Here is a 21,601-nt window from a genome sequence, read left to right as displayed (position 1 = left end):
CGCAGCGATCAGTTCTCGTGATCGCCGCAGGCCGCGAGCAGGGCGTCCAGGTGAGGCGTCGGCGTCGCGCCGTGCACGGCGAGTCCCGTGGTCAGCGCGAGTCCCGGTGCCCGGAAGGGTACGAAGGCGACCCGGGGGCTGTGCAGGACGCGGGCGTGCGAGGCGTAGACGACCGTCCACAGCGGCCGGGTCCCGATGCTGGCGAGGGTGTCCTGCAGGGAACCGCTCACCGGTCCGGGCAGAGGTTCGAAGCCGGCGTCGTGACAGGCCCCGACGACCAGGTCGACCAGGGCGGGGTTGGTCCGGCGCGCGGTGATGCTCAGCGGGAGTGGGGCCAGTTCGGCGAGGTCGATCCCGTCGCGGGCGGCCAAGGGGTGCCCGGCGGGCAGCGCGGCCACCAGCGGATCGGGCCACAGCGGCAGCACGCGTACGCCCGGCACGGGCTCCGCGCCCCGTACGAACGCGGCGTCGAGGCGACCGTCCAGGACCCGCGCGAGCCGCTCCTCCGCGGGAAGCGAGACCAGCTCGACCTGGACCGCGGGCTTCCGCCCGGCGAAGCCCGCGAGCACCCGGTCCAGGTGAGCGCCGAGTCCGGTACTGGTGCCCAGGCGCAGCACCTCGGCCGCGGCGACCGCTGCGCGGGCCCGGTCCACGGCGGCGAGCACCGCCCGCGCCTCGGGCAGCAGCCGCTCCCCCGCCCCCGTCAGCCGTACGTGCCGCGGTGAACGGTCGAACAGCTCGGCGCCCAGCTCCCGCTCCAGCCGCCGTACCTGCTGGCTGACGGCCGACTGCACGATGTGCAGACGCTCCGCCGCCCGCCCGAAGTGCAGTTCCTCGGCGACCGTGACGAAGTAGACGAGTTGCCGCAGTTCCATGTCCGGGACTGTAGGGCCCCTGTTTGAATGGCGGCGGTTGGGGGTGATGGACATGGTGTCCACGGACCGGTTCCTGGCGTTCGCGGCGATGTCGCTGCTGGTGATCGTGATTCCTGGGCCGAGTGTGCTGTTCGTGATCGGGCGGGCGCTCGCGCACGGCCGGCGCACGGCGGTGATGACCGCGCTGGGCAATGTCGTCGGCTCGTATCTGCTGGTGGCCGCGGTCGCCTTCGGGATCGGCTCGCTGGTGGAGCGCTCGCTGACCGTCTTCCTGGTGGTGAAGCTGGCGGGTGCCGCGTATCTGGTCCTGCTGGGGGTGCGGGCGTTCCGGCATCGCAAGGAGATGAAGGCCTCGGCGTTGCGGCAGGAGCCCGCTGCCGCGGCGCGCGGCGATCTGCGGACCGTCCTGGACGGTGCCCTCGTCGGCCTCACCAACCCCAAGGGGCTGGTCTTCTTCGCGGCGGTGCTGCCGCAGTTCGTGGACCACTCGGCGGGGCGGGTGCCGGTGCAGATGCTGGTGCTCGGTCTGATCCCGATCTCCATCGGGCTGGTCACCGACACCCTGTGGGGGCTGACGGCGTCGGCGGCCCGCTCCTGGTTCGCCGGCTCGGACCGTCGGCTGTCGCTGATCGGGGGCGCGGGCGGCTGCACCCTGATCGGGCTCGGGGTGACGGTGGCGGTGACGGGTCGCGCGGACTGAGTCCTCCGGTTACGTGGCTTACGCCGCCACGGTCCCGAAGCGGATGTCGTACGACGCCGACGCGCCGGACAGCGTCCGGAGCAGCCCCTCGGCCTCCGCCACCACCTCCTCCCGCTGGACCTTCGTGAGCCTGCCGAAGGGTTCGATGGTGAGCACGTCCCCCTCCTGTCGCCACAAGCCCGCCAGGAAGCCGTCGACGAGCAGCGTGCAGTACGCCTGGTTGCCCGCCCAGCTACGCCCTTTGAGACCGGCGGGCACCACCCGGGAGCGGTCGGCGTGCGCGAGGAGCAGGTTGTCGAACTCGGGCAGGAAACGCGGCGGGGCCGGAGTGTCGGCGTCGGGGCGGGGCGCGTCGGGGAGGTCGAAGAGTTCGACGCCGTTCTCGCCACGGAAGGTGAGCAGTCGCGGGCGGAGGCGTTCGAAGGCCTCGCGCAGCCGGGTCAGTCCCGCCCAGGTCTGCATGTCCTTCACGGAGGCGGGCCCGAACGCGGCGAGGTAGCGCAGGACGGCCGCGTCGGGGCCCGGGGACGGCTCGGTGGGACGGCCCAGCCAGTGTTCGGCGGTGGTCAGCGCGACCTGGCCGCTGCGGCCCCACAGTCCGCGCGGGGTGACCTGGACGAGCGGCAGCCGGCAACGGGCGGCGACCGAGAGCGCGAAGGGGTCGGCGTCCGGCCAGTGGACGAGCAGTTCCGCACGCAGCTGTTTCATCGTGCGCGGCTCGGCCTCCACCAGCTCTCGAGCGATCACGGCGAGCCGGTCCAGGTCGACACCCGCGAGCCCCTTGCGGAAGTTGTTCAGCTCCCGGTCGCGGGCGCCCTGCACGAGCGGTCGCAGGGTGAGGGCGTCGTCGGCGGTGTGGGTGTGAATGGTGGAGCGCAGGGTCACGATGCGGACGACGGCACGGTCCTCCATGGCCGTCGACAGCTCCTCGGGCCGGAACCCTTCCAGTCGGGCGGCGAGGGCGTAGTACGGCGGTTTCACGTTCTGCGCCTGAAGACCCACGAGGTGCCGGACGGCGTCGGTGACGCCACGACCGGCGGAGCGGCGCAGGAGGAGCTGGCGGGCGAGGGTCGCGCGGTTGAGGGCGCGGGGGTCGAGTACGGATGCGGGGTGGGCGCCGCCGCCCCGGTTCCCACCCCCGCCAACCTTCCTACTCCCGTCCACGCCGCTCGTCTTCGTCGCCGCATTCGCTTTCGCCTTCGTCGTCATGCTGTGCACGCTAGCGGGGCTTGCGGACACCTTCTGTCCGCAAGCCGTGAGGCCCTCCACGGGCACGCCCGCCCGGACGGTACGCCCACTGCCCGCCCGCGACATTTGACCCGTATATCCTTCTCCGTGATCACAGCGACGTACCAGCGACTTGGGAGGCAGCCGCAATGTCCGAGCGACGCCCCCGCCCGACCGCCAAGAACGGCAGAAAGCCCGTCTGGCGACGCGCCCTGAACCCGCCGGCCGCGACCGGCGTGACACCCCCGGCGCCGCGCGCCGACGCGCCGGAGCCGGAACCCGCCGGCGCCGACAGCGTCGTACAGGCGGCCCTGTACCGCGACGGCGTACGGGTCTCGACCCCCGCCTCCCTCGCCGACACCTTCCGAGAGCTGCGCGACCAGCCGTCCGGCATGGCATGGATCGGCCTGGCCCGCCCCACGGAGGCCGAACTCCTCTCCCTGGCGGCCGAGTTCGACCTGCATCCACTCGCCGTCGAGGACGCGATGGAGGCACACCAGCGTCCGAAGCTGGAGCGCTACGGCGACACGCTCTTCGTCGTCCTGAGCGCGGCCCGCTATCTGGACGCGGCCGAGGAGGTCTATTTCGGCGAACTGCACGTCTTCGTGGGCCCCGACTTCGTGATCACCGTCCGGCACGGCGCGGCGCCGGACCTGTCGGCGGTGCGCCGCCGCATGGAGGACACCCCGGAGCTGCTGAAACTCGGCCCCGAGGCCGTCCTCTACGCGATCCTCGACTCCGTGGTCGACGGCTACGTCCCCGTCGTCGCCGGCGTCCAGAACGACATCGACGAGATCGAGACCGAGGTCTTCCGTGGCGACCCCGAGGTGTCCCGCCGCATCTACGAACTCTCCCGCGAAATGGTCGAGTTCCAGCGCGCCACCCGCCCGCTGGTCGGCATGCTGCACGGCCTGATGGCGGGTTTCGCCAAGTACGGCACCGAAGAGGAACTCCAGCGCTACCTCCGCGACGTCGCCGACCACGTCACCCACACCAGCGAACGCGTCGACGGCTTCCGCCAGGCCCTCACCGACATCCTCACCGTCAACGCCACCCTCGTCACCCAACAACAGAACGCCGAGATGCGCGCACTGGCGGAGGCGGGCTTCGAACAGAACGAGGAGATCAAGAAGATCTCGTCCTGGGCGGCCATCCTGTTCGCCCCGACCCTGGTCGGCACGATCTACGGCATGAACTTCGACCGCATGCCGGAGTTGCACTGGGTACTCGGGTACCCCTTCGCGATCATCCTGATGGCGGTCGTATGTACCAGTCTGTACGTCATCTTCAAGCGGAAAGACTGGCTCTGAGTAATCGCCGCAGGAGGCGCCGCTCTGAGGAGGTGCGGCCTCGATCGCAGACGCCGACGGGGCATCTGAGGCCGCTGGGGAGAATCTGGGGAGAATCAGCAGCGTTCCGATCCCGCGGACTCTTGCGATCGCGGGCGTTGACCTGCGAGAGCCACGCCGCTGTGGCGCAATCTGGGAGCGCTGGCGACCGCGGCGGGTTGGCCGAGCAAGGCGTCGATGGCCCCGCGCCCCTTGCCGCCGGCCTCAGGCATGAAGTGGGCGTAGTGGTCCAGGGTGATGGTCGGGCTCGAGTGGCCGAGCCAGCGGGCCAGGGTGACGACGGACTCGCCGGCTTCGAGGATGACCGAGGCGTAGGTATGCCGGAGCACGCGGAAGCCGTCCTTGCGGGAAGCCTTCCACCGCTCGTCCTGCTTCCGCAGGGGGATGACACCGGCGGCGGCCAGGGCCGGCTTCCACACCTCGACGTTGAAGATGTTCGCGCGAAGGGCGTTGCCGTACGTCGTGGTGATGACGAGCGGGAACTTCTTCGTCTCCCGATCGGGCTCCGGACCGCCCCACGGCAGCTCCACCTCGACTGCGGGGTACTCCATGAAGTACTGGGCCAGGGCCGCTGCGACCGACGGAGGGCCCGCGAACCCGACCCGACAACCGACGGCGAGTTCCGCGTCCGCGTCGCCAGCACCGGCGACAGCTACCCCGTACCGGCCGATCAGACCATCGCCGAGGTCCTCACCGCCCACGGCGTCAACGTCGAGCTCTCCTGCGAACAGGGCATGTGCGGTGCCTGCCTCACCCCCGTCCTCGCCGGCGAGCCCGTAGCGCCGAGCTCGTCCTGGGGCTCTGAGGGTCCGTCACCCGCATACCGGGGCATCCGTGCAGGGGGCCGCGACTGCGACTGGTGCGCGGCCTTCCTCTCAGCCTGCGGAGTTACGGCCACAGCATGTGGCGTTCCCAAACGCTGTGGCGATCGGGGCGTTCGTAACGCAGCCGGTTGTGGAGGCGGCCCTTGTCCGCCTGCCAGAACTCGATCTCGACCGGAACGAGGGTGCAGAGCGTCCACTCCGGACTGACCAGAGCGGGGTCCGACTCGATGCGGGCAAGCGCCGCACGGAAGGCCCGGTCGCGCTCTTCCGAGCTTTCCAGGGGCTCGCTCTGGCGGCCCAGCAGCACCTCGGCCCGGGCGGAGGGCGCACGCGCGAGCAGGTCGGCGGCACTCTGCTCGGGAGACGCGGGCTCGACAGTACCCCGCACCCGTACCTGGCGGCCCTGAAGGAGCCAGTAGAAGGTGAGTGCCGCGCGGGGCCGGTCGGCCAGCTGGCGGCCCTTGGGGCTGTGGGCGTGGAGGGCGAACTGCCAGCCGTCGCCGTCCACGTTCTTGAGGATGAGAACTCGGGCGTCCGGGCCGCCGTCCTCACCGATCGTCGACAGGGTCATGGCGTGCGCGTCGGGCACACCCGCGGCGACCGCCTCCCGCAGCCAGCCGAGGAGCAGCTCGACGGGATCGGCCGGGGCACCGGCGGGATCGAAGTCCGCCAGCGGTCCAGCGAACACCTCCAGACTCCGCAGCCACTCCCGCACACTCACGGGCTCCCCGGCACCGTCGTCCACGCCCACCGCGCCGCCACGCTCGCCGGAAGCGGGGGCATCCGTGACGCCGGGCGCTCCGTTCGTGCCCTCCAGATAGACCCATGCACGGATTCCCGAGCGCAGGGTCACCCTGACGCGGGCGTAGTCGTCGACCTCGTAGGCGTCCGCCGCGGCCAATTCGGCGTCGCTGATCGCGAAAACCTGCCCCTCGACGGCGTCCTCCGGGTCCGGTGAGACGACGACCAGTGGATGACGGTCGGTGCCGCTGGCCTTGATCACGGCGGGATCGGTGATCTGGATGGTCGTCATGCGGTGGCCCGGCAGGGCGTCCGAGCTGGCGTCGAGCAGGCGGCCGAACTGGGAGATCTGGACCTCGGGCAGTTGCAGGGTGCCATAGGAGAAAAGGTGGTGGACGGTCTGAGCGGGGCACGGTCGGATCATTCGCGGGGTGCGGTCTCCTTCACTGGGTGCCTCTTTCATCAGGCTTCACTGGGCGAGCGGACTCGGCAGGCGCTCACGCTGTCCGGGCGCAATCCGCGGCCAGCCGCAGGCTCTCGGCGACCGCGTGGGGGATGTCGAGGACCGGGAACAGCGTGTGCCGTACGGTCCGCTCGGCGTCGACGATCAGGATCAGGCGTTTGTGGCACAGTCGGCCTGCGCCACGGAACATCGGCAGTCGCAGGGCAGCTGCCAGCTGGTGGGCGGCGTCAGAGAGGAGGGGGTACGGGACCTCCTCGGCGCGGGCGAACTCCGCTTGTTCGTGCGGGAGTTGGGTGCTCGCTCCGCGTAGATCCACCCCCGCCCGCCGGAAGTCGGGCCAGGCGTCTCGGAAGAGTCGGTTCTCCAGCGTGCAGCCGACAGCTCCGGGGATCGGCGGCTCACCCCATTCGACTCCCGTGCCGGGATAGGTGAAGAGCACGGTCGCGGCGGAGGCCGGCGAGACCAGCGGGAGGTCGGCGCCCTGCGTGCCGGGCAGTTCGAGGCCGTCAGGCAGGCGGGTGCCGGCCAGGGCGTGCACCCGGGCGTGCTCGGCGCCGTCCGCTGCCGCCGTTGCGGTGACGCTTCCGTCTCCCAGCACCCACCGGTCACCCCAGTCCTGCATAGCGACGAGCAGCGGTAGCAGCGCCACCCCGGCATCCGTGAGCAGGTACTCGTATCGCACCGGACGCCGCTGGTAGAGGCTGCGGTGCAGGACACCGTGAGCGACGAGCCGGCCGAGGCGCTCGGTGAGGACCTTGCGGGACAGGCCGATCTCGGCAGCCAGCGCGTCGAAGCGGACGTGTCCGCGAGCAACTTCCCGCAGTACAAGAACGTTCCACCAGTCCCCCAGGACCATGGCGGCCTGGGCGATGCCGCAGGTCGCGTCGGCGTTGTGCATCCTCATGCACCCATAGTAAGTTCCCTTTCGGGACTCACTTTGTTTCTTGATGGAACTTACTGCCTGCCGCTACGCGGGCCCAGCGTGAGGAGCTGCACCGTGACCGCCATCAGCCGGGTCGTCGCACGGGAGATCATCGACAGTCGGGGCAATCCGACCGTCGAGGTGGACGTGGAACTCAAGGACGGCTCGCTCGGCCGCGCAGCCGTGCCGTCAGGCGCCTCCACCGGCGCCCGGGAGGCGGTCGAACTGCGGGACGGCGACCCGACCCGGTTCCACGGCAAGGGCGTACGGCGGGCCGTTGACGCCGTGAACGAGAGCATCGCGGACGCCGTGACCGGACTCGACGCCGAGGATCAGGCGACCGTCGACCACACCATGATCGAACTGGACGGTACAGACACCAAGTCGCGCCTCGGCGCCAACGCCCTGCTCGGCGTCTCCCTGGCCACCGCCAAGGCCGCCGCCCGTGCCCACCGGCTGCCGCTGTACCGCTACATCGGCGGAGTCGACGCCCGCATGCTGCCGGTACCGATGATGAACATCGTCAACGGCGGCGCCCACGCCGACAATCCACTGGACTTCCAGGAGTTCATGATCGCCCCCATCGGCGCGGCCACCTTCGTCGAGGCCGTCCGCATGGGCTCGGAGGTCTTCCACACCCTGCGCGACAACCTGCTCGCCGCCGGCCACAGCGTGAACGTCGGCGACGAAGGCGGCTTTGCACCCGACCTGCGCACCGCCGACGAAGCCCTCGACTTCGTCGTACGCGCCATCGAGCAGACCGGCTACAAGCCCGGCACCGACATCACCCTCGTCATGGACCCCGCCACCTCCGAGTTCTACCGCGACGGCGTCTACGACTACACGGGCGAGGGCATCCGCCGGACCCCCGCCGAACACGCCGACTACCTCGCCACGCTCGTCGACCGCTACCCCGTCGCGTCCATCGAGGACCCGATGGCCGAGGACGACCACGACGGCTGGCGCGCGCTGACCACCCGGCTCGGCGACCGCTGCCAACTCACCGGCGACGACGTCTTCTGCACCAACGAGACACTGCTGAGCGCCGGAATCCGGGACGGCATCGCCAACTCGATCCTGGTGAAGGCCAATCAGATCGGCACCCTCACCGAGACCCTGGCCACCGTCGCGACGGCCCATCGCGCCGGCTACACGGTCGTCATGTCCCACCGCTCGGGCGAGACCGAGGACACCACCATCGCCGACCTCGCCGTCGCCACCGGCTGCGGCCAGATCAAGACCGGCTCGCTCTCCCGCGCCGACCGCACCGCCAAGTACAACCAACTCATCCGCATCGAGGAGGACCTGGGCACCCAGGCGCGCTACGCGGGGCGTGACGCCCTGGGACTGCGCCGCTGACACCAACCGCCGCAGCAGTCGTCACGGCTTGAGGAACCCGGCCGCGGACAGCACCTTCTGGCCCTCGGCGGACCGCACGAGCGCGATGAACGCCTTGGCGGCAACGGCGTTGGGCGCGTTCTTCAGGAGGGTGTTCGGGTAGTCGCCCGGTCAGCCCAACTCCCGGGCCCAGTCCAGCAGTTCGGGAGCGGCCAGGCTGGTGCCCAGCCAGTCGTGGTCGAGGATGGCTCCCGGAAGGGACGGTACGACCGCGACATACAGCCCGGCAGCGCGCGCCGAGGAGATGCCCGTGGCCGAGTCCTCGAAGGCGATGGAGCGCTTGGGGGCCGCACCGAGCGCCCAGCGCCACGCGACATGCTGCTGCATCCGGCTTGGGGAGGCTCTTGTTTCGCCGTCCGCTCACTCAGTCCGTGTGCGAGGACGACGTCGATGCGCGGTGTCACCCCGGTGGCTTTGGCCCAGGCCCGGAACACCTCTGCGCCGGCCGCGCTGCGCGCGTCCATGAACTGGCGCAGCGCTCACCGACGCGCTTCAACGTGACCCTGGTCGGGTTGACGGGGGTGTGGTCAGTGTTTGAAGGCGTCCTTGATCTTTGCCCCAGCCTGCTTGATGTTGCCCTTGAGTTGGTCGCTGGCGCCTGCAGGCCGAAGGCCGTGGAGTGAGTTGTCTGCTGGGCTTCGGTGGGAGGGGTATCCGTGGCGCTGAGCCGGTCAGCGTTCTGCGCGGTGCCCGAACAAGTGCAGTTTGCTCCGACGACCGTCGTCCGGGGCGGGGGTGCGATCACCGGGGGGTGAGTCGTTCCCCCGCGCGTTCGCGTTGTCCGCGCGGAATGGCTCGCGTTGGCCGACCAGGTCGTCGCGGCCCCTCCCGGCAGAGGCAGTCTCGCGGCGCGACTGCTTCAGTCCGCGGCGCGAGACGCTGCCGCGGTGAGGTGCGCGGCCTCGTATACCGGTCAAGAGCAAGATCAGCCCGAGCAGGGCCGCCGCTCCAACGATGATGCCGTACAGAAACAGCGTGCCGGTGGAGCCGGTCATCTGGTGGCCGAATACCGAGAATCCGCCGGTGAGTTCATGCCCGCTGGCGCTGTTGGTGAGAACACCGGTCAGGCCGACGACCACCGCGGCGATCAAGATGACGAGTCCGAGGATGACGATCATGACGCGCTCCAAGGATTTACCTGCTCCTACAGTAGAACCGCACCGTCCACAAAGCCACGGTGACAGGGACGGCAGGCTCCCCGGGACTGGTAACCCATTCGCTGGAGACCGTCGGCCGACCGAGATGCCGCTCGGCCGTGACCCGTGCCGAATTCCGGGCATTCAGGTGTGGGTTTGCGCTGAAGGCGGACAGGGGACCTGCTGGCAAGTGGATCACTCCGCGAGATCGGAGGACATCATGATCATCCTCGGAGTCATCCTGCTCGTCATCGCTTTCGTGGCCAAGATCGCCATCCTGTGGACCATCGGGATCATCCTGGTCGCCATTGGGATCATCCTGTGGATCCTCGGATCGCTGGGGCACGCGGTTCGTGGACGACGGCACTACTGGTAGACGACTGAACCTGGGGATCGCCCCGATCCGTTCCTCGCACGACCCGACGCGTGGGAGCGTTCCTCGTTCCCCTGCCAGGTCGCCCTGGCTGGGGAAGGCCGCTTGCGTGCGCCAGAGCCGCAGCACGGTGGCCGTTCCAGTGAAGGAGCCACTCTCGGCAGCCGGCGAGTTGCGGTTCGCCCCTGATACTCACCAACGTGTTCTCGCAGATGAACTTGACGCACACCGGCCCGACGGTCGCACCATCCGGCGAACGAAAACCGGGTGGCGCCGGTGGGCCATCTGATCTGGCTAGTAACCAACCACCGGCGGGACCCGTACCGAACAAAGTGAATGAGGGTCACATGTGCTGGCCGTAGTACTTGCCGAACTGCTCAAGGTAGCGGGGGTCGCCCGTGTGCCTGTCCTTGTCGAACTCGGGTGCGTCCTTGATCTCGTCCTTGGTGCGGTCGACGTAGACCTTCTCCTCAGCAGTGTCGATGCGCGTGATGGTCCCGGCCGGGAGAAGTACGTGCTTGCCAAAGATCCAAACCCCGGTGTCGACGACGAGGTAGGCGGCGCCGACGCCGTCGGAGTGCTTGTCGATCTTGCCGATGCTGCCATCGGTCGCCTCGACCTTGAAGCCGATCAGATCGGTTCCCGTCTGATGTCCCGACGCTGGGTGGTAGCCCCAAATGTTTTCACTCACAACAGAATTCCCTTCTTTTGCGTGACGCGAAGAGAAGAGTGCGCCGATTCGTCGGCGAATCCATTTCTGTAGCCGGGTGCGGGGAGGTTGGGAGTGTAACGACTTCCGTTGTCACGACTGGGACGGAAGTGCGGGAGGTGCTGCCCTGGCCCTACTTCTTGCCCGTGCGACAGAAACTGATGGCAGATGGCCTCCAGCCAGTCCCGGACCGGGTTGGAGGCCATCTGCCATCGAGTGGCTGTGCCGCACTCAGGGGGCTACTGGTTCCGCCCACCGCCAGTACCCTTGGACCGGCTCTCACCAGGCTGGCCCTGCTGCTTGATCTGCTCCTGCAGGCCCCGGACCTGCTCTTGGAGCTTCTGACGCTCCTGCGGGTCGGTCGCGCGCTCCGCGGCTTCGGTCAGCTTCTGGGCCTTCTCACGCATCTGCTGTGCTCGGTTGCCGGATTCGCCTGCGGCGCTCATGGTCACTCCTTGGGCTGTCGGGAAGATCGGGCTCCATCAGCCAATCAGCACCCGATCACCCCCGCATCCCGAACCGTCACCGTGCGCTATCACCGCAGGCCCGTCGCCCCTGGAGACGGGTCTTGGAACGGTCGCATGACGACCGCCTTCTGTTCCCATGCGCCCGGGATGGGCGAACCGACGAAGACGCCGGGCCCGCTGAGGGCAGCTCACGCGATGATCACGTCTGCGGGTTCATCATCCGTCGCCCCGGAAACGGTCGGTACGATCGCCGCCCCGGCGGCCGGGCGCACCTGGTCATCGACGACCCCTTGGGACAACACTGCACCACCGAGCGCGCGAAGAGAGCCCACCGGGAGAGCGCGAAGCGGGCGACTCTGCACCCCGGTAGCGAGAATCCGGTCATGATGCGCCTTGCCGAGGCGCCCACAGTGACCGGCCGGACGGGCCGTGAGGGCCGGGCCGGTGGTCAGGTGCCGAGTAGGCGGTCGAAGAAGAATATTGACGCAGGGCCAGGCGCAGATCCTCGGCGACGAGCCGTCTGCGGCGAGGACCGACTTCTGTGGGTCATCGACGAAACCCTGGTCGAGGGCGCGATGGTCCTCGGCTGTCGCCCATCGGCTGCCACCCCTGTTCCGTGCTGCGCCGTTTCCAGACTTCCGAAACCAGCCAGATCCGGCCGCTCGCGCCTCCCGTTCAGCAGGTCGGGCCCCGCGCCCGCCCTGCGGCTGCCCTACGGCTGCAGCATCGCCGGTGAAACAGATCTGATGTGAAAATTCGGACGGCAGGCTCCTCCCTCAGGAAGGGACGACCGGCCATGACCGACACCGGACAGCAGAACCGGCCCGAGACCTCCGGCACCGAGTTCACTGGGGACACCTCCAGGAAGAACGTCGGCGCGAAGCGCGGCGGCGAGCACGGCACCCGGGGAGGGACGACCATCGCCGATGATGTGGTCGAGAAGATCGCCGGGATGGCGGCCCGTGATGTGGTCGGTGTCCATGCTTTGGGCAGCGGAATGTCCCGGGCCTTCGGTGCCGCGCGGGAACGCGTGCCCGGCACCACCAAGTCCGTCTCGCGCGGGGTCAAGGTCGAAGTGTCGGCGAATCCCAGACGGCTGTCGATCTGGAGATCGTTGTCGACTATGGCGTCTCGATCACGGATGTGGCGGGTGCCGTGCGGGAGAGCGTGATCTCCGCCGTCGAGTGGACGGCGGGCCTGGAGGTTGTCGAGGTCAACATCGCGGTCAGCGATGTGAAGCTTCCCGATGAAGAGGAAGAAGAGGAAGAGCTGTCACGGCTGCGGTAGCCGATCGGCGGTACAAGGCTGCGGTAGCCGACCGGCGGTACAAGAAGGAGGGCACGATGAGCATGGCCGTGGTGGGCTTGGGTGCCGGGATGGCGCTCGGTTTCGCCGGGTACTTCGGCCGGTTCGGGGCTTTTCTCCTGGTGGCGGCATTGGGCGCTGTCGGATTCATCGCCGGGCGGTTCGTGGACGGTGACCTGGAGCTCGGCGGCTTCTTCCGATCCCGCGAGCGCGTCGACCGGCGACGGTGACGTGTGACGCAGGCAGAGGCCGCAGCCAAGGCGGTGCCGGTAGGCGGACGCGGTGCCACCCCATCTCGCCGATCGGGTCGTTGCGAAGATCGCCTCCCAGGCGGCTCGTGAGTCACTGGGCGGATTCAGTGTGTCCGCCCGTCTCATCCTTCCCTGCCATGCCATGCCAAGCCGCACGCGACGGTATCGGTGCGGCCCGCACCTGAACGCGAACCCCCCGTTGAGACCACAGCCCCCGGTGCCGCCCCCGTGAACGCGCGAGCCGTCACCGGCGCAGGCGCCGCAGCGCCCCGGGCAGCTCTCGCTGTATCTGCTCCGGGAGCGGCTCGTCCTGCGTCGTGGCGACCAGGGCCGCGGCCACGTTCCGGAGTTTGACGTTGCAGTGCTGCGACACGTCCACCAGCAGGTCCCAGGCCCTCTCACTGGAACACGGTGCCAGGGCCATCACCATGCCGCGTGCCTGGTCGATCACGGCGCGACTCTTCAGCGCCCGGCTCAACTGCTCATTTTGGGCCCGCAATTCGAGCACCTCGACAGCCAACGCCGCGTCCCCCGCCAAAGCCACAGCCGTCACCATCGGCTGTTCTTCGCGGGGCGTGGTCACCTGGTGCATGGTGCGTACCTCACAGCGCAGTCCTCGTTCTGAAACACTCGCTGTACCGGCTACGTGCTGATCATCTTCAGCAACGGGCTCCGCACCTCCTCGGGCATCGAGCACGGCTCCGTCGGCGGCTTCACCAACGCTTTCACCAACGCCTTCACCGTCTCCTCCCTCGCGGAGGCGGCGAGCGCGGCGGGGTCCCTGGGGCTCGTCCCGCGCGGCAAGCCGCAGCCGACTGGCGGCCGCATGTGCGCCGATACGTGCACTGGCACGACGTGCAGTCAGACGCGATTCGGCCATTGTGCGCCGGACGGGCGCGGTATTCGTACGCCTTGCTTCCGAGGTTCCCCCGCGTGGCCGGGCGGGCTCGCCCGTGTCGTGCGGCGCGGGAGGCGGGAGGGACGCGTGGCCTGGCGGAAACTGGTTCCGCGTCCGCCGCGGGCGGTGTCGTTGTGGTTCTCTGGCGGGACGCCGACTGCGGCACGCCGCCCAGGGGCCGACGTACCCGACGTGCTCGGCCCCCGCGTGTGTGCCCTGTGGTGAGAGGGGTTCCTGACCATGCCGGTTCTGCGCACACTGGCCCTCCCGTCGATGCCGTCGGCCGTCTCCGGAACGACCGCCGACGTCTTCGCCGCTCTCGCCCGTCTCGCCGACCGGGGCGGCGGCCGTGCACTGGCCACGGCGGGCCGACTTGCCGGCGCCCTCGTGAGCCCTCTCGCGACTCCCCTCGCGCCGGACGACTACCTCGGCCTGATCGACCCGCTGCTGTCCGCCCGCCATCCTGCAGGCCGGGTGGTCGCCGTGCGGCCGGAGTGCGCCGGGGCCGCCACGCTGGAGATCCGTCCCGGGCGCGGCTGGGCGGGGCACCGGGCCGGTCAGTACCTGCCGGTGGGGGTGGAGATCGACGGCGTACGGCACTGGCGTACGTACTCGATCACCTCACCCCCCGAGGCACCGGGCCGGACGTTGACGATCACGGTCAAGGAGGATCCCGACGGCCGGGTCTCCCCGCACCTGGTGTACCGGACGCATCCCAGTACGGTGCTCCGACTCGGCCCCGCGCAGGGCGAGTTCACGCTGCCGGAGGATCCGCTGCCGCCGCGGATCCTGATGGTGACGGCGGGCGGCGGCATCACCCCGGTGGCGGGGATGCTGCGCACCCTCGCGCGCCGCCGCTTCCCCGGGCCCGCCCCCGACGTCGTACTCCTGCACAGCGCACCCGGCCCGGACGAGTTCCTCTTCCGCGCCGAACTGGCCGACCTGGCGGCCCGGCTGCCCTGGCTGAGCGTCGAGGCGCGGTACACCCGTGCGGCTGGCCGGCTGGTCCCGGAGCACATGAGTGTGCTCTGCCCGGACTGGTACGACCGCGAGACCTGGGCCTGCGGTCCGGACGGGCTGCTGGACGCACTGCAGCGCCACTGGGCCGCGGCCGGGGTCGACGAACGGCTGCGTGTGGAGCGATTCCGGCCGACGCCCACACCGTCTGCGGACACCGACGTGCCGGGCGGCCGGGTCCGGTTCGAGCACAGCGGCATCGAGGCCGACGCGTCCGCGTCCGTGCCCCTGCTGGAGACCGGGGAGGCGGCGGGTGTGGCGATGCCGTACGGGTGCCGCCGGGGGATCTGCTTCGGCTGCCTCGTCCCGCTGGTCCACGGCCGCGTCCGCGATCTGCGAACCGGCGAATTGCACGGTGAACCGGGCGAGTTGATCCAGACCTGCGTCAATGGTGCGGCAGGCCCGCTCACCCTCGCTCTCTAGGCCCCTCCTCACCCTGGCCGCGTCGCTGCTGCCGCCCGCCTGGCCTGCGTTCCCCGTCGGGCACACGTCAGAACCTCTTCGCGCGGCCGTCCGAATTCAGCCGACGGGGCGCGGGCACCCGCCAAGGGGAGAGTCCCGAGATCGAAGTCGCCGGTTCGCCCCCTCCCAGCACCCTGCGCCGCACACGACCTGTCCCGGATTCTCCGCACACGGCTCAGCCTTACTTCGCGGCAAGTCCACCAACAGGAACAGCGAAGCGCAGAATGCGGCCCCAGGTGGAGCGGTACTGCCGCCACAACGGGCCGGTGACGTACGGGATGCCGTACCTCTCGCAGAGTTCGCGCACCTGCGCGGCGATCTCGGCGTAGCGGTTGCTGGGCAGATCCGGGAAGGCGTGGTGCTCGATCTGATGGCCGAGATTGCCACTGAGGACGTGGAAGAGGGGGCCGCCCTCGATATTGGCGGAGCCCTGGATCTGGCGCTGGTACCACTCGCCGCGGGTCTCGCCCTCGATGTGCTGCTCGGTGAAGGTCTGGACGTCGCCGGGGAAATGGCCGCAGAAGATGATGGTGTGGGTCCACAGGTTGCGTACCGTGTTGGCGGTGAGGTTCCCGAGCAGACAGGGCAGCGCGGACGGGCCCGCGAGCAACGGGAAGATCACATAGTCCTTGGCGAGCTGACGGGCGGCCTTGGCGAGAAACCCGCTCACGTCGTCCAGGAAGGAACGCCACGGCTTGCCGCCGGCGGCGACGACATCGGGTTCCAGGTCGTACAGCGCGATGCCCCACTCGAAGAGCGGCGCGAGCAGGAAGTTGTAGAGCGGCTGGGCGAGATGGCGCGGGCTCCAGCTCTGGTCGGCGCTCATCCGGAAGACGACGTATCCGAGGTCGCGGTCGCGGTCCACGACATTGGTCCAGGTGTGGTGCAGATGGTTGTGGGTGTGCTTCCAGGCCGCGGCGGGCGTGAGGAAATCCCACTCCCAGGTCGTGGAGTGGATGGCCGGGTCGCCCATCCAGTCCCACTGACCGTGCAGGATGTTGTGGCCCAGCTCCATGTTCTCCAGGATCTTGGCGAGGGAGAGCATGGCGGTGCCCGCCGCCCAGGCGGGCGGGAACAGTGAGATGGCGAGCGCGATCCGGCCTCCCGCTTCCAGACCGCGCTGGGTGGCGATCACGGCACGGATGTAACGGGCGTCGTCGGCGCCGCGGGTGGCGATGACCTCGGAGCGGATTCGGTCGAGTTCCTCGCCGAACTCCTCGGCGAGGGTAGCTTCGGTGAGCGCGAGAGCAGTAGCAGTAGCAGTAGCAGTCACAGGGGACTCCTTGCAGGGCTGGGCGTCTAGGGTCGGCGGTCCGGACGCCGCCGAGACGCAGGTCTGGGTCAGCTGGCCGACCAAGTCGTGTAGTTCGCCGGCATGCAGGTCCCGTACGCGCCTGTACGCCCGTGGGGTGAGGCAGCCCGATACAGATGCCGTGGCGGCAGCTGTACGGCGTCATCACACCCGCCGACTCGCCTGCGGGAGGCGGCGGCAGGCGGAGATGCTCTGTGTGGAGCCGGTTCGCAAGATTGCGCCTGGCGTTGGTCAACGGACTCCGGCCGACGCTCACCACGGTCAGTCGCCGACTGGCGGAAGGGCCACGTCACGGTTTGTTCGATGCCCTGCCATCGAACTGGGCCAGGCGCGTCGTCGCCGTCGAGACAGCGCCGACGTTTTCCAGCGGTCAAGTCCGCTCTCGCCAAACGGAGGATCACAAAGGCGCTGTCGAGACCTGCGTGCACCACGCGCCTCCCCGGGACAGAGCAACTGAGCTGTTGCCGGGGGCTCGGGCGTCACCAAGCAGCCTAATGCCGCCCCGGCCGAGCGAACAGTGCGCCTGCGGCCGACCTCCGGAGGGAGAGGGGTCGACCAGGTCGTCGTCGTGCCGCTCGACCGGCAATCGCACGATCGTGCACTGGTCCTCTCGCCTGACCTTGCGCACGTTGCTGCGGAGGAGGGTGCCTGCAACGTGCAGCGCATCAGCGTTACTCAACACCATCCGCCGAGTCGGCCATCCTGACAGGCCGACGATGTGAAGCAACCCTGTTGCGGGTCGGCGAGCTGCGCCAATGCGTGTACCGCTGCGTCCGGCCTGTCAGGGGAGTCCATGCCGGCAACCCATGTCGCCATCTGCTGTTCCAGCGTTGGCCACTCCCCGATGTGATGGTCGCGTCCCTGTTCGTAGAGCTGGGCGATCGGCTCGGCGCTCAACGTTTCTTCCGTGCTTGGCGGGGACCGGCAGAACGATGGGCCGGGATCCCTCCCTTCTCGGCCGTGGGTACGCAGAGAACGGGTGCTCTTCATGGAATGGCTGACCAGGCTGGCGCATGTCAGGCCGGGCCTTCGGGCTCTGTTCGCCGACGAGGCCGCCCGCCGAGGGCCGGACCGGCTCGTCACTGCTCAATCAGCGGTGGCGTCGGAACTGCTCACGGCACCACCGCTGGACGGCGCGGACGACGCCGAATCCCTGGGACTGGAGCTGGGACTGGAGCTGGGAGCAGAACTGGTGTCCGGCGCCGCGCTCGCGTCCGGCGAGGCAGAGCTGCCCGTCTGCGGCGCCGCGCCACTGGACGCACCCGGGGTGGGTGTCCGGCTGTCGGCGGGACCGGGGGTACCGGCCGTGCCACCGCCCACCGAGGTTCCCCTGCCCGGCTCATTCTTGACCACGGCCGCTACCGGCTTGCCCATGATCAGTTCCACCGCGGTCACCGTGACCATCGCCAGGGCGAACACCAGGCCCGTGGCCAGGGCGTACTTCTTCCAGCCGATGGACCTCCGAAGGGAGCCACCCCGATAGGTGGTGACCGACTCACCGGCGGAGGGCGCGGAGGCCGCCATCGTCCCGCCGTGCTCACCACCTGGGCCACCGGGCCCGACGGACGGCACCGCGTCAACAGCCGTGGCGTCCACCGGTGAACCGAACGCCGCCCGGGCGTCCGCGCGGTGTTCCGCCCGCTCCTCACCCGGCGTCCTCAGCACTCCTACGGGCGGCACCCGGCTACGGATCCCCTCGCCCGTCCGTCGGAAAGCATGCTGGAAGACCGCTGCGCCGGTGGTCGCGCTGGTACTGATCACGGCGGCGCCGATGATCGTCCCGGTCACCCCCAGCAGGGATGCCAGCACCGCGCCCACCACAGTCGCGAGTGCGCTCGCCACTACCTGCACAAGAGTCAGGTCGAACACTTTGCGCTTGGGCGCCCGCTCTTCTTCTCTGCGATTCTCCATCAATATCCCTTGATAGTTCTGGAGCCCGACAGCCATCGGCACCGTGACCATCGGCGTGATGGCGGACAGCCCGAACCAAGCCGAGCAACAACTCGCCGGCCACCGCGTGATGGCCGGACTTGTCCCGCTCACGGTGGGGCTGAGGCGAGCTTGATGGAGATCGGCGGGAGCGTTTCGCGGTCGTGTGGAAGCACCCTCCGCGGATGGAGCTGTTCGCGCCGGACGAGAGAGGGTCGATGCGCGTCGGCCCAGGCACAAGTTGTGCAGTAACCACGAGCGTGCGTCGGTCCCGCCTGCGGAGGATTGGACAAGGCCCCACAGGCGGGACGGGCAGTCTCCCCGGCGGGAAGTGCGTCGCCAAGAGAACGGACCGGACAGGTTGACCGCCTCGGTCCGCTGCCCGCGCGTGTTGACGGTGTGATGCGAGTGGTTCCCGCTGCTGTTGATGGACAGCCAGCCCTTGTTGATGTTCAGGCGCGCCCCGGGAAGATCCGGATGGACCTGTGGAAGCGCAGAGGCATGTGAGGCTCCTTCAGCGGTACGAACGGTACAGCGGGACGACTGCCCAGCTGACGGTGTTTCATCTGCGATCAGTGACCGCAGCCGGTGGTCTGTCAGCCGCACATGGCACTCGCCGATACCGACGTCCGGCAGGCGCCGGTCCCTTGTCAGAGGCGGCGCTCACGTCACCGGCATGACGACGAAGCCGATTCGCTGACCGCGTCGGTGGGCAGCGTGGCAGGCCGGTCGCCGGGACTCGACCTGCCGCTGGGCACAACACCTGGGCGCACCTATTGCAGAGCCGCCGCCCGTTCGGCGCTCACGCGCGGGGCACCGTCCCGCCGACCCGTGTTCGCCGCCGCGGAAGCCGGAGCGAGCGCGGTCTTCGCGTTTCCCCCTGCAGATCGGTGTGGTCAGCGCCGGAATCCTGGACATGCATGCCACATCGCCGGGCAGGCTGGACCCGGAGGAGCAGGCCGACGCACTGGGCTTCGCCGACATCGCCACCCTGGTCCTGCTCGGTACGGGCACCGGCGGGTCAGACGAACCGCGACGTGGTCACGACTGGGAACAGCACTCGCGAGCTGACGGCAACCGCGGCAGGGATCGGGGAACTCCCGCTTCCGATCGCGGGTTTCGTCCGGTGTGAGCCGGTCGGCGAGGCGGAACGGTCAGGCGATCCCGGTGCCGCGCAGCAGCAGCAACGCCACGTCCACCACCGCCACGGCAACGGCTGCCGCGAACGCCGCCCGCTGCCGGCGGCGTCCCAGCACGGTCCCCGCCACCGCGACCAGGCCGGCCACCGCGAGCGCCGCCACTCCCCATCTGCCGGGGCCTCCGGCGGGCCCCAGCGCCAGAACCGCGGACGCGGTCACCAGCGGCACCGGCAGCAGCAGCCGCGCGCCGTCCGGGCCCAGCCGGTGTGGAAATCCCCGTACGCCCGTCGCCAGATCCCCGCGGATATCCGGCAGTACATCGCCCAGATGGGCACCGACCCCCAGTAGTGCCCCGGCGGTGACAACCCACCAGGTCGGCCACGGCTGCCCCGGGAGCCCCAGCGCCACGAACGCCGGGAGCGCGGCGAAACCCACCGCGTACGGCGCCCAGGACCATGCTGTCGCCTTGATCCGCAGGTCGTACGCCCACGCCGCCGCCACTCCGGCCAGGTGGACGGCGCCCGCCCACAGGCCACAGGCGAACGACAACGGCACGCACAGCGCCAGCGCGGCATACGCGGCCACCCACACCTCCGTCACACCGACCGCGCCGTCGACGACGGGTTTGCCACGGCGGCCGACGGCGATGTCCCGGCGCGCGTCGAACGCGTCGTTGCACCAGCCGACGGACAACTGTCCGGTCAGAACTGCGGCTGCGGTCAGGACACAACGCGCGGCGCCCTGGCCGGCGGTCGCGGCCAGCGCGGCCATCAAGGCGGTGACCGTCACGACAGGCCCGGGGTGGCACGACCCGGCCAGGCCACCCAGCCGGCCGGCCCGACTCGCGGCCGCGCCGTCGGCCGTCGACTGCTCGGGAGTGCCCACCCGGCCGATCGTAGGCGCCCCGGCCCCACCCGGCTGGAGTACGCGCCCCGGGACGAACGGCCGGACGGGCGATCCATGGTGTCGAAGCCCGGCTCCGGGGAACACGTGCAGAGCAACTCACCCCAGTCGATAGCCGGACGGGAACCATATGACGCGGATCGCCGCCGTTCACGGTGCCCTCGCACCGCACCGTCGCACCCAGTCCGAGATCACCGACATGGTGGCCCGCACCTGCCTGCCCGAGGGCACCGACCGCCGGGTCCTGGACCGGCTGCACCGCAGCGCGAAGGTCCGCTCGCGCCACATGACGCTGCCGCTGGAACGGTACGAGGAACTGGACGGATTCGGCGACGCCAACGACGTCTTCATCGCCGCCGCCACCGACCTGGGCGCCAAGGCAGTGAGAGCCGCACTGCACATGGCCGGTCTGTCCGCCGCCGACGTGGACCTGCTGATCTTCACCTCCGTCACCGGCATCGCCGCCCCCTCGATCGACGCACGGCTGGCAGGCCGCCTCGGACTGCGGCCGGACGTCAAAAGACTGCCCCTGTTCGGCCTGGGCTGCGCCGGCGGCGCTGCCGGACTGGCCCGTATGCACGACTACCTGCTGGGCCGCCCCGACCACGTGGCGGTGCTGCTGTCCGTCGAACTGTGCTCGCTCACCTTCCAGCGCAACGACGCCTCCATGGCCAACCTGGTCGCCACCGGGCTGTTCGGCGACGGCGCCGCCGCAGTCGTCGCCCACGGCGCGGACCGCCCGGCCGGGACCATCGGCCCGACGATCGTGGACACCCGCAGCCACCTGTATCCGGACACCGGGCGCGTCATGGGCTGGGACATCAAGAACTCCGGCTTCCAGGTCGTCCTTGACCCGCGGGTCCCCGATGTCGTACGCCGCTACCTCGCCGATGACGTCGAGGGGTTCCTCGGCGACCACGGCCTGAAGCCGAAGGACGTGACTGCCTGGGTGTGCCACCCGGGCGGCCCCAAGGTCCTTCAGGCCGTCACCGAAGCCCTCGACCTGCCCGACGACGCGCTCGATGTGACCTGGCGTCACCTGGCCGACGTGGGCAACCTGTCCTCGTCATCGGTGCTCCACGTACTGCGCGACACCCTGGCCGAACGCCGGCCGCCGCCGGGCACGCCGGGTGTGCTGCTGGCGATGGGGCCAGGCTTCTCTTGCGAACTCGTCCTGCTGCGCTGGTAGTGCGGACCGTCG

20 protein-coding genes and 3 pseudogenes are annotated in these 21,601 nt (G+C 69.7%); 9 read left to right on the top strand and 14 right to left on the bottom strand.

The annotated features are described in order from the left end of the window. Nucleotides 1-8: 8 nt before the first annotated feature. Nucleotides 9-875 (bottom strand): LysR family transcriptional regulator, encoded by an 867-nt coding sequence (locus tag KVT44_RS33075; RefSeq protein ID WP_217570916.1) that lies wholly within the window; start codon nucleotides 873-875, stop codon nucleotides 9-11. A gap of 52 nt (nucleotides 876-927) precedes the next feature. Here KVT44_RS33075 and KVT44_RS33070 point away from each other — a divergent pair, with 52 nt between their 5' ends. Beyond that, on the top strand, nucleotides 928-1,575 hold the full coding sequence (locus tag KVT44_RS33070; RefSeq protein ID WP_054237120.1) for a LysE family translocator: 648 nt from the start codon (nucleotides 928-930) through the stop codon (nucleotides 1,573-1,575). 18 nt (nucleotides 1,576-1,593) lie between these two features. On the opposite strand, the gene KVT44_RS33065 is transcribed toward KVT44_RS33070, so the two are convergent. Continuing rightward, a complete protein-coding gene (locus KVT44_RS33065) occupies nucleotides 1,594-2,784 on the bottom strand; it encodes a winged helix DNA-binding domain-containing protein (RefSeq protein ID WP_217570914.1) in 1,191 nt (396 codons plus the stop codon). A 167-nt stretch (nucleotides 2,785-2,951) separates the two neighbouring features. Here KVT44_RS33065 and KVT44_RS33060 point away from each other — a divergent pair, with 167 nt between their 5' ends. Next, nucleotides 2,952-4,112: a magnesium and cobalt transport protein CorA gene (locus KVT44_RS33060; protein ID WP_217570912.1), complete on the top strand. Its 1,161-nt coding sequence runs from the start codon at nucleotides 2,952-2,954 to the stop codon at nucleotides 4,110-4,112. A 95-nt stretch (nucleotides 4,113-4,207) separates the two neighbouring features. Here the strand turns inward: KVT44_RS33060 and KVT44_RS33055 are convergent, their stop codons facing one another. Beyond that, entirely contained in the window at nucleotides 4,208-4,852 is a 645-nt protein-coding gene (locus tag KVT44_RS33055) for a hypothetical protein (RefSeq protein WP_308314182.1), read from the bottom strand. On the opposite strand from KVT44_RS33055, the pseudogene KVT44_RS61125 reads away from it, so the two are divergent. Then, nucleotides 4,829-4,888 (top strand): annotated as a pseudogene (locus KVT44_RS61125) (hypothetical protein); the annotation flags it as partial. The gene KVT44_RS33055 and the pseudogene KVT44_RS61125 sit on opposite strands and share 24 nt — an antisense overlap. A 151-nt stretch (nucleotides 4,889-5,039) precedes the next feature. Here KVT44_RS61125 and KVT44_RS60650 read toward each other — a convergent pair. Together KVT44_RS60650 and KVT44_RS33035 are read right to left on the bottom strand one after the other, a co-directional pair. Then, entirely contained in the window at nucleotides 5,040-6,140 is a 1,101-nt protein-coding gene (locus tag KVT44_RS60650; RefSeq protein ID WP_308314181.1) for a pyridoxal 5'-phosphate synthase, read from the bottom strand. A 73-nt stretch (nucleotides 6,141-6,213) separates the two neighbouring features. Next, a complete protein-coding gene (locus KVT44_RS33035; RefSeq protein WP_217570911.1) occupies nucleotides 6,214-7,083 on the bottom strand; it encodes a winged helix-turn-helix transcriptional regulator in 870 nt (289 codons plus the stop codon). A 93-nt stretch (nucleotides 7,084-7,176) separates the two neighbouring features. On the opposite strand from KVT44_RS33035, the gene eno reads away from it, so the two are divergent. Then, nucleotides 7,177-8,460: a phosphopyruvate hydratase gene (eno, locus tag KVT44_RS33030; RefSeq protein WP_217570909.1), complete on the top strand. Its 1,284-nt coding sequence runs from the start codon at nucleotides 7,177-7,179 to the stop codon at nucleotides 8,458-8,460. Between the two features lie 21 nt (nucleotides 8,461-8,481). Here eno and KVT44_RS33025 read toward each other — a convergent pair. The 3 genes and pseudogenes from KVT44_RS33025 to KVT44_RS33015 all read right to left on the bottom strand — a co-directional run. Beyond that, nucleotides 8,482-8,604, bottom strand: a pseudogene (locus KVT44_RS33025) (substrate-binding domain-containing protein); the annotation flags it as partial. Between the two features lie 6 nt (nucleotides 8,605-8,610). Continuing rightward, nucleotides 8,611-8,826 (bottom strand): hypothetical protein, encoded by a 216-nt coding sequence (locus tag KVT44_RS33020; protein ID WP_229889170.1) that lies wholly within the window; start codon nucleotides 8,824-8,826, stop codon nucleotides 8,611-8,613. Nucleotides 8,827-9,170: 344 nt separating this feature from the next. After that, nucleotides 9,171-9,617 (bottom strand): hypothetical protein, encoded by a 447-nt coding sequence (locus KVT44_RS33015; protein WP_217570907.1) that lies wholly within the window; start codon nucleotides 9,615-9,617, stop codon nucleotides 9,171-9,173. Between the two features lie 238 nt (nucleotides 9,618-9,855). Between KVT44_RS33015 and KVT44_RS33010 the strand changes: the two genes are divergently transcribed. Further along, complete coding sequence (locus KVT44_RS33010; RefSeq protein WP_099919993.1) at nucleotides 9,856-10,011, top strand: DUF6131 family protein; 156 nt, start codon at nucleotides 9,856-9,858, stop codon at nucleotides 10,009-10,011. A gap of 340 nt (nucleotides 10,012-10,351) precedes the next feature. Here KVT44_RS33010 and KVT44_RS33005 read toward each other — a convergent pair whose 3' ends face one another. Then, on the bottom strand, nucleotides 10,352-10,699 hold the full coding sequence (locus tag KVT44_RS33005) for a PRC-barrel domain-containing protein (RefSeq protein ID WP_217570905.1): 348 nt from the start codon (nucleotides 10,697-10,699) through the stop codon (nucleotides 10,352-10,354). Between the two features lie 257 nt (nucleotides 10,700-10,956). Then, complete coding sequence (locus tag KVT44_RS33000) at nucleotides 10,957-11,163, bottom strand: DUF6381 family protein (RefSeq protein WP_099919995.1); 207 nt, start codon at nucleotides 11,161-11,163, stop codon at nucleotides 10,957-10,959. Nucleotides 11,164-11,980: 817 nt separating this feature from the next. On the opposite strand from KVT44_RS33000, the pseudogene KVT44_RS32995 reads away from it, so the two are divergent. Continuing rightward, nucleotides 11,981-12,471, top strand: a pseudogene (locus KVT44_RS32995) (Asp23/Gls24 family envelope stress response protein). 56 nt (nucleotides 12,472-12,527) lie between these two features. Then, complete coding sequence (locus tag KVT44_RS32990) at nucleotides 12,528-12,719, top strand: hypothetical protein (protein WP_217570903.1); 192 nt, start codon at nucleotides 12,528-12,530, stop codon at nucleotides 12,717-12,719. Between the two features lie 265 nt (nucleotides 12,720-12,984). On the opposite strand, the gene KVT44_RS32985 is transcribed toward KVT44_RS32990, so the two are convergent. Beyond that, a complete protein-coding gene (locus KVT44_RS32985; protein ID WP_217570901.1) occupies nucleotides 12,985-13,332 on the bottom strand; it encodes an ANTAR domain-containing protein in 348 nt (115 codons plus the stop codon). Nucleotides 13,333-13,878: 546 nt separating this feature from the next. On the opposite strand from KVT44_RS32985, the gene KVT44_RS32980 reads away from it, so the two are divergent. Next, nucleotides 13,879-15,078 carry a ferredoxin reductase gene (locus KVT44_RS32980; protein WP_254650207.1) on the top strand — a complete coding sequence of 400 codons (1,200 nt, stop codon included), beginning with the start codon at nucleotides 13,879-13,881 and terminating at the stop codon, nucleotides 15,076-15,078. A gap of 220 nt (nucleotides 15,079-15,298) precedes the next feature. Here KVT44_RS32980 and KVT44_RS32975 read toward each other — a convergent pair whose 3' ends face one another. From KVT44_RS32975 to KVT44_RS32965, 3 genes are all read right to left on the bottom strand, one after another. Next, a complete protein-coding gene (locus KVT44_RS32975) occupies nucleotides 15,299-16,390 on the bottom strand; it encodes an acyl-CoA desaturase (protein WP_217570899.1) in 1,092 nt (363 codons plus the stop codon). A 1,125-nt stretch (nucleotides 16,391-17,515) separates the two neighbouring features. Next, on the bottom strand, nucleotides 17,516-18,340 hold the full coding sequence (locus KVT44_RS32970; RefSeq protein WP_217570897.1) for a hypothetical protein: 825 nt from the start codon (nucleotides 18,338-18,340) through the stop codon (nucleotides 17,516-17,518). 1,172 nt (nucleotides 18,341-19,512) lie between these two features. After that, on the bottom strand, nucleotides 19,513-20,382 hold the full coding sequence (locus KVT44_RS32965) for a UbiA family prenyltransferase (protein WP_217570895.1): 870 nt from the start codon (nucleotides 20,380-20,382) through the stop codon (nucleotides 19,513-19,515). 148 nt (nucleotides 20,383-20,530) lie between these two features. Between KVT44_RS32965 and KVT44_RS32960 the strand changes: the two genes are divergently transcribed. Beyond that, a complete protein-coding gene (locus KVT44_RS32960) occupies nucleotides 20,531-21,589 on the top strand; it encodes a type III polyketide synthase (protein WP_217570893.1) in 1,059 nt (352 codons plus the stop codon). The last annotated feature ends 12 nt before the right edge of the window (nucleotides 21,590-21,601 follow it).

The organism is Streptomyces sp. GbtcB7 (assembly GCF_019091445.1).
GTDB lineage: Bacteria > Actinomycetota > Actinomycetes > Streptomycetales > Streptomycetaceae > Streptomyces > Streptomyces mirabilis.
This window is presented reverse-complemented; position numbering and strand designations above follow the sequence as displayed.

What these genes read in the sequence shown, in the direction of transcription:
- KVT44_RS33000 (WP_099919995.1), bottom strand. Translation starts at nt 11,163, where the DNA reads ATGAGCGCCGCAGGCGAATCCGGCAACCGAGCACAGCAGATGCGTGAG.
- KVT44_RS32990 (WP_217570903.1), top strand. Translation starts at nt 12,528, where the DNA reads ATGAGCATGGCCGTGGTGGGCTTGGGTGCCGGGATGGCGCTCGGTTTC.
- KVT44_RS33060 (WP_217570912.1), top strand. Translation starts at nt 2,952, where the DNA reads ATGTCCGAGCGACGCCCCCGCCCGACCGCCAAGAACGGCAGAAAGCCC.
- KVT44_RS32985 (WP_217570901.1), bottom strand. Translation starts at nt 13,332, where the DNA reads ATGCACCAGGTGACCACGCCCCGCGAAGAACAGCCGATGGTGACGGCT.
- KVT44_RS33065 (WP_217570914.1), bottom strand. Translation starts at nt 2,784, where the DNA reads ATGACGACGAAGGCGAAAGCGAATGCGGCGACGAAGACGAGCGGCGTG.
- KVT44_RS32980 (WP_254650207.1), top strand. Translation starts at nt 13,879, where the DNA reads ATGCCGGTTCTGCGCACACTGGCCCTCCCGTCGATGCCGTCGGCCGTC.
- KVT44_RS60650 (WP_308314181.1), bottom strand. Translation starts at nt 6,140, where the DNA reads ATGATCCGACCGTGCCCCGCTCAGACCGTCCACCACCTTTTCTCCTAT.
- KVT44_RS32970 (WP_217570897.1), bottom strand. Translation starts at nt 18,340, where the DNA reads ATGGAGAATCGCAGAGAAGAAGAGCGGGCGCCCAAGCGCAAAGTGTTC.
- KVT44_RS33035 (WP_217570911.1), bottom strand. Translation starts at nt 7,083, where the DNA reads ATGAGGATGCACAACGCCGACGCGACCTGCGGCATCGCCCAGGCCGCC.
- KVT44_RS33015 (WP_217570907.1), bottom strand. Translation starts at nt 9,617, where the DNA reads ATGATCGTCATCCTCGGACTCGTCATCTTGATCGCCGCGGTGGTCGTC.
- KVT44_RS33020 (WP_229889170.1), bottom strand. Translation starts at nt 8,826, where the DNA reads ATGCAGCAGCATGTCGCGTGGCGCTGGGCGCTCGGTGCGGCCCCCAAG.
- KVT44_RS33010 (WP_099919993.1), top strand. Translation starts at nt 9,856, where the DNA reads ATGATCATCCTCGGAGTCATCCTGCTCGTCATCGCTTTCGTGGCCAAG.
- KVT44_RS33075 (WP_217570916.1), bottom strand. Translation starts at nt 875, where the DNA reads ATGGAACTGCGGCAACTCGTCTACTTCGTCACGGTCGCCGAGGAACTG.
- KVT44_RS33070 (WP_054237120.1), top strand. Translation starts at nt 928, where the DNA reads ATGGTGTCCACGGACCGGTTCCTGGCGTTCGCGGCGATGTCGCTGCTG.
- KVT44_RS32960 (WP_217570893.1), top strand. Translation starts at nt 20,531, where the DNA reads ATGACGCGGATCGCCGCCGTTCACGGTGCCCTCGCACCGCACCGTCGC.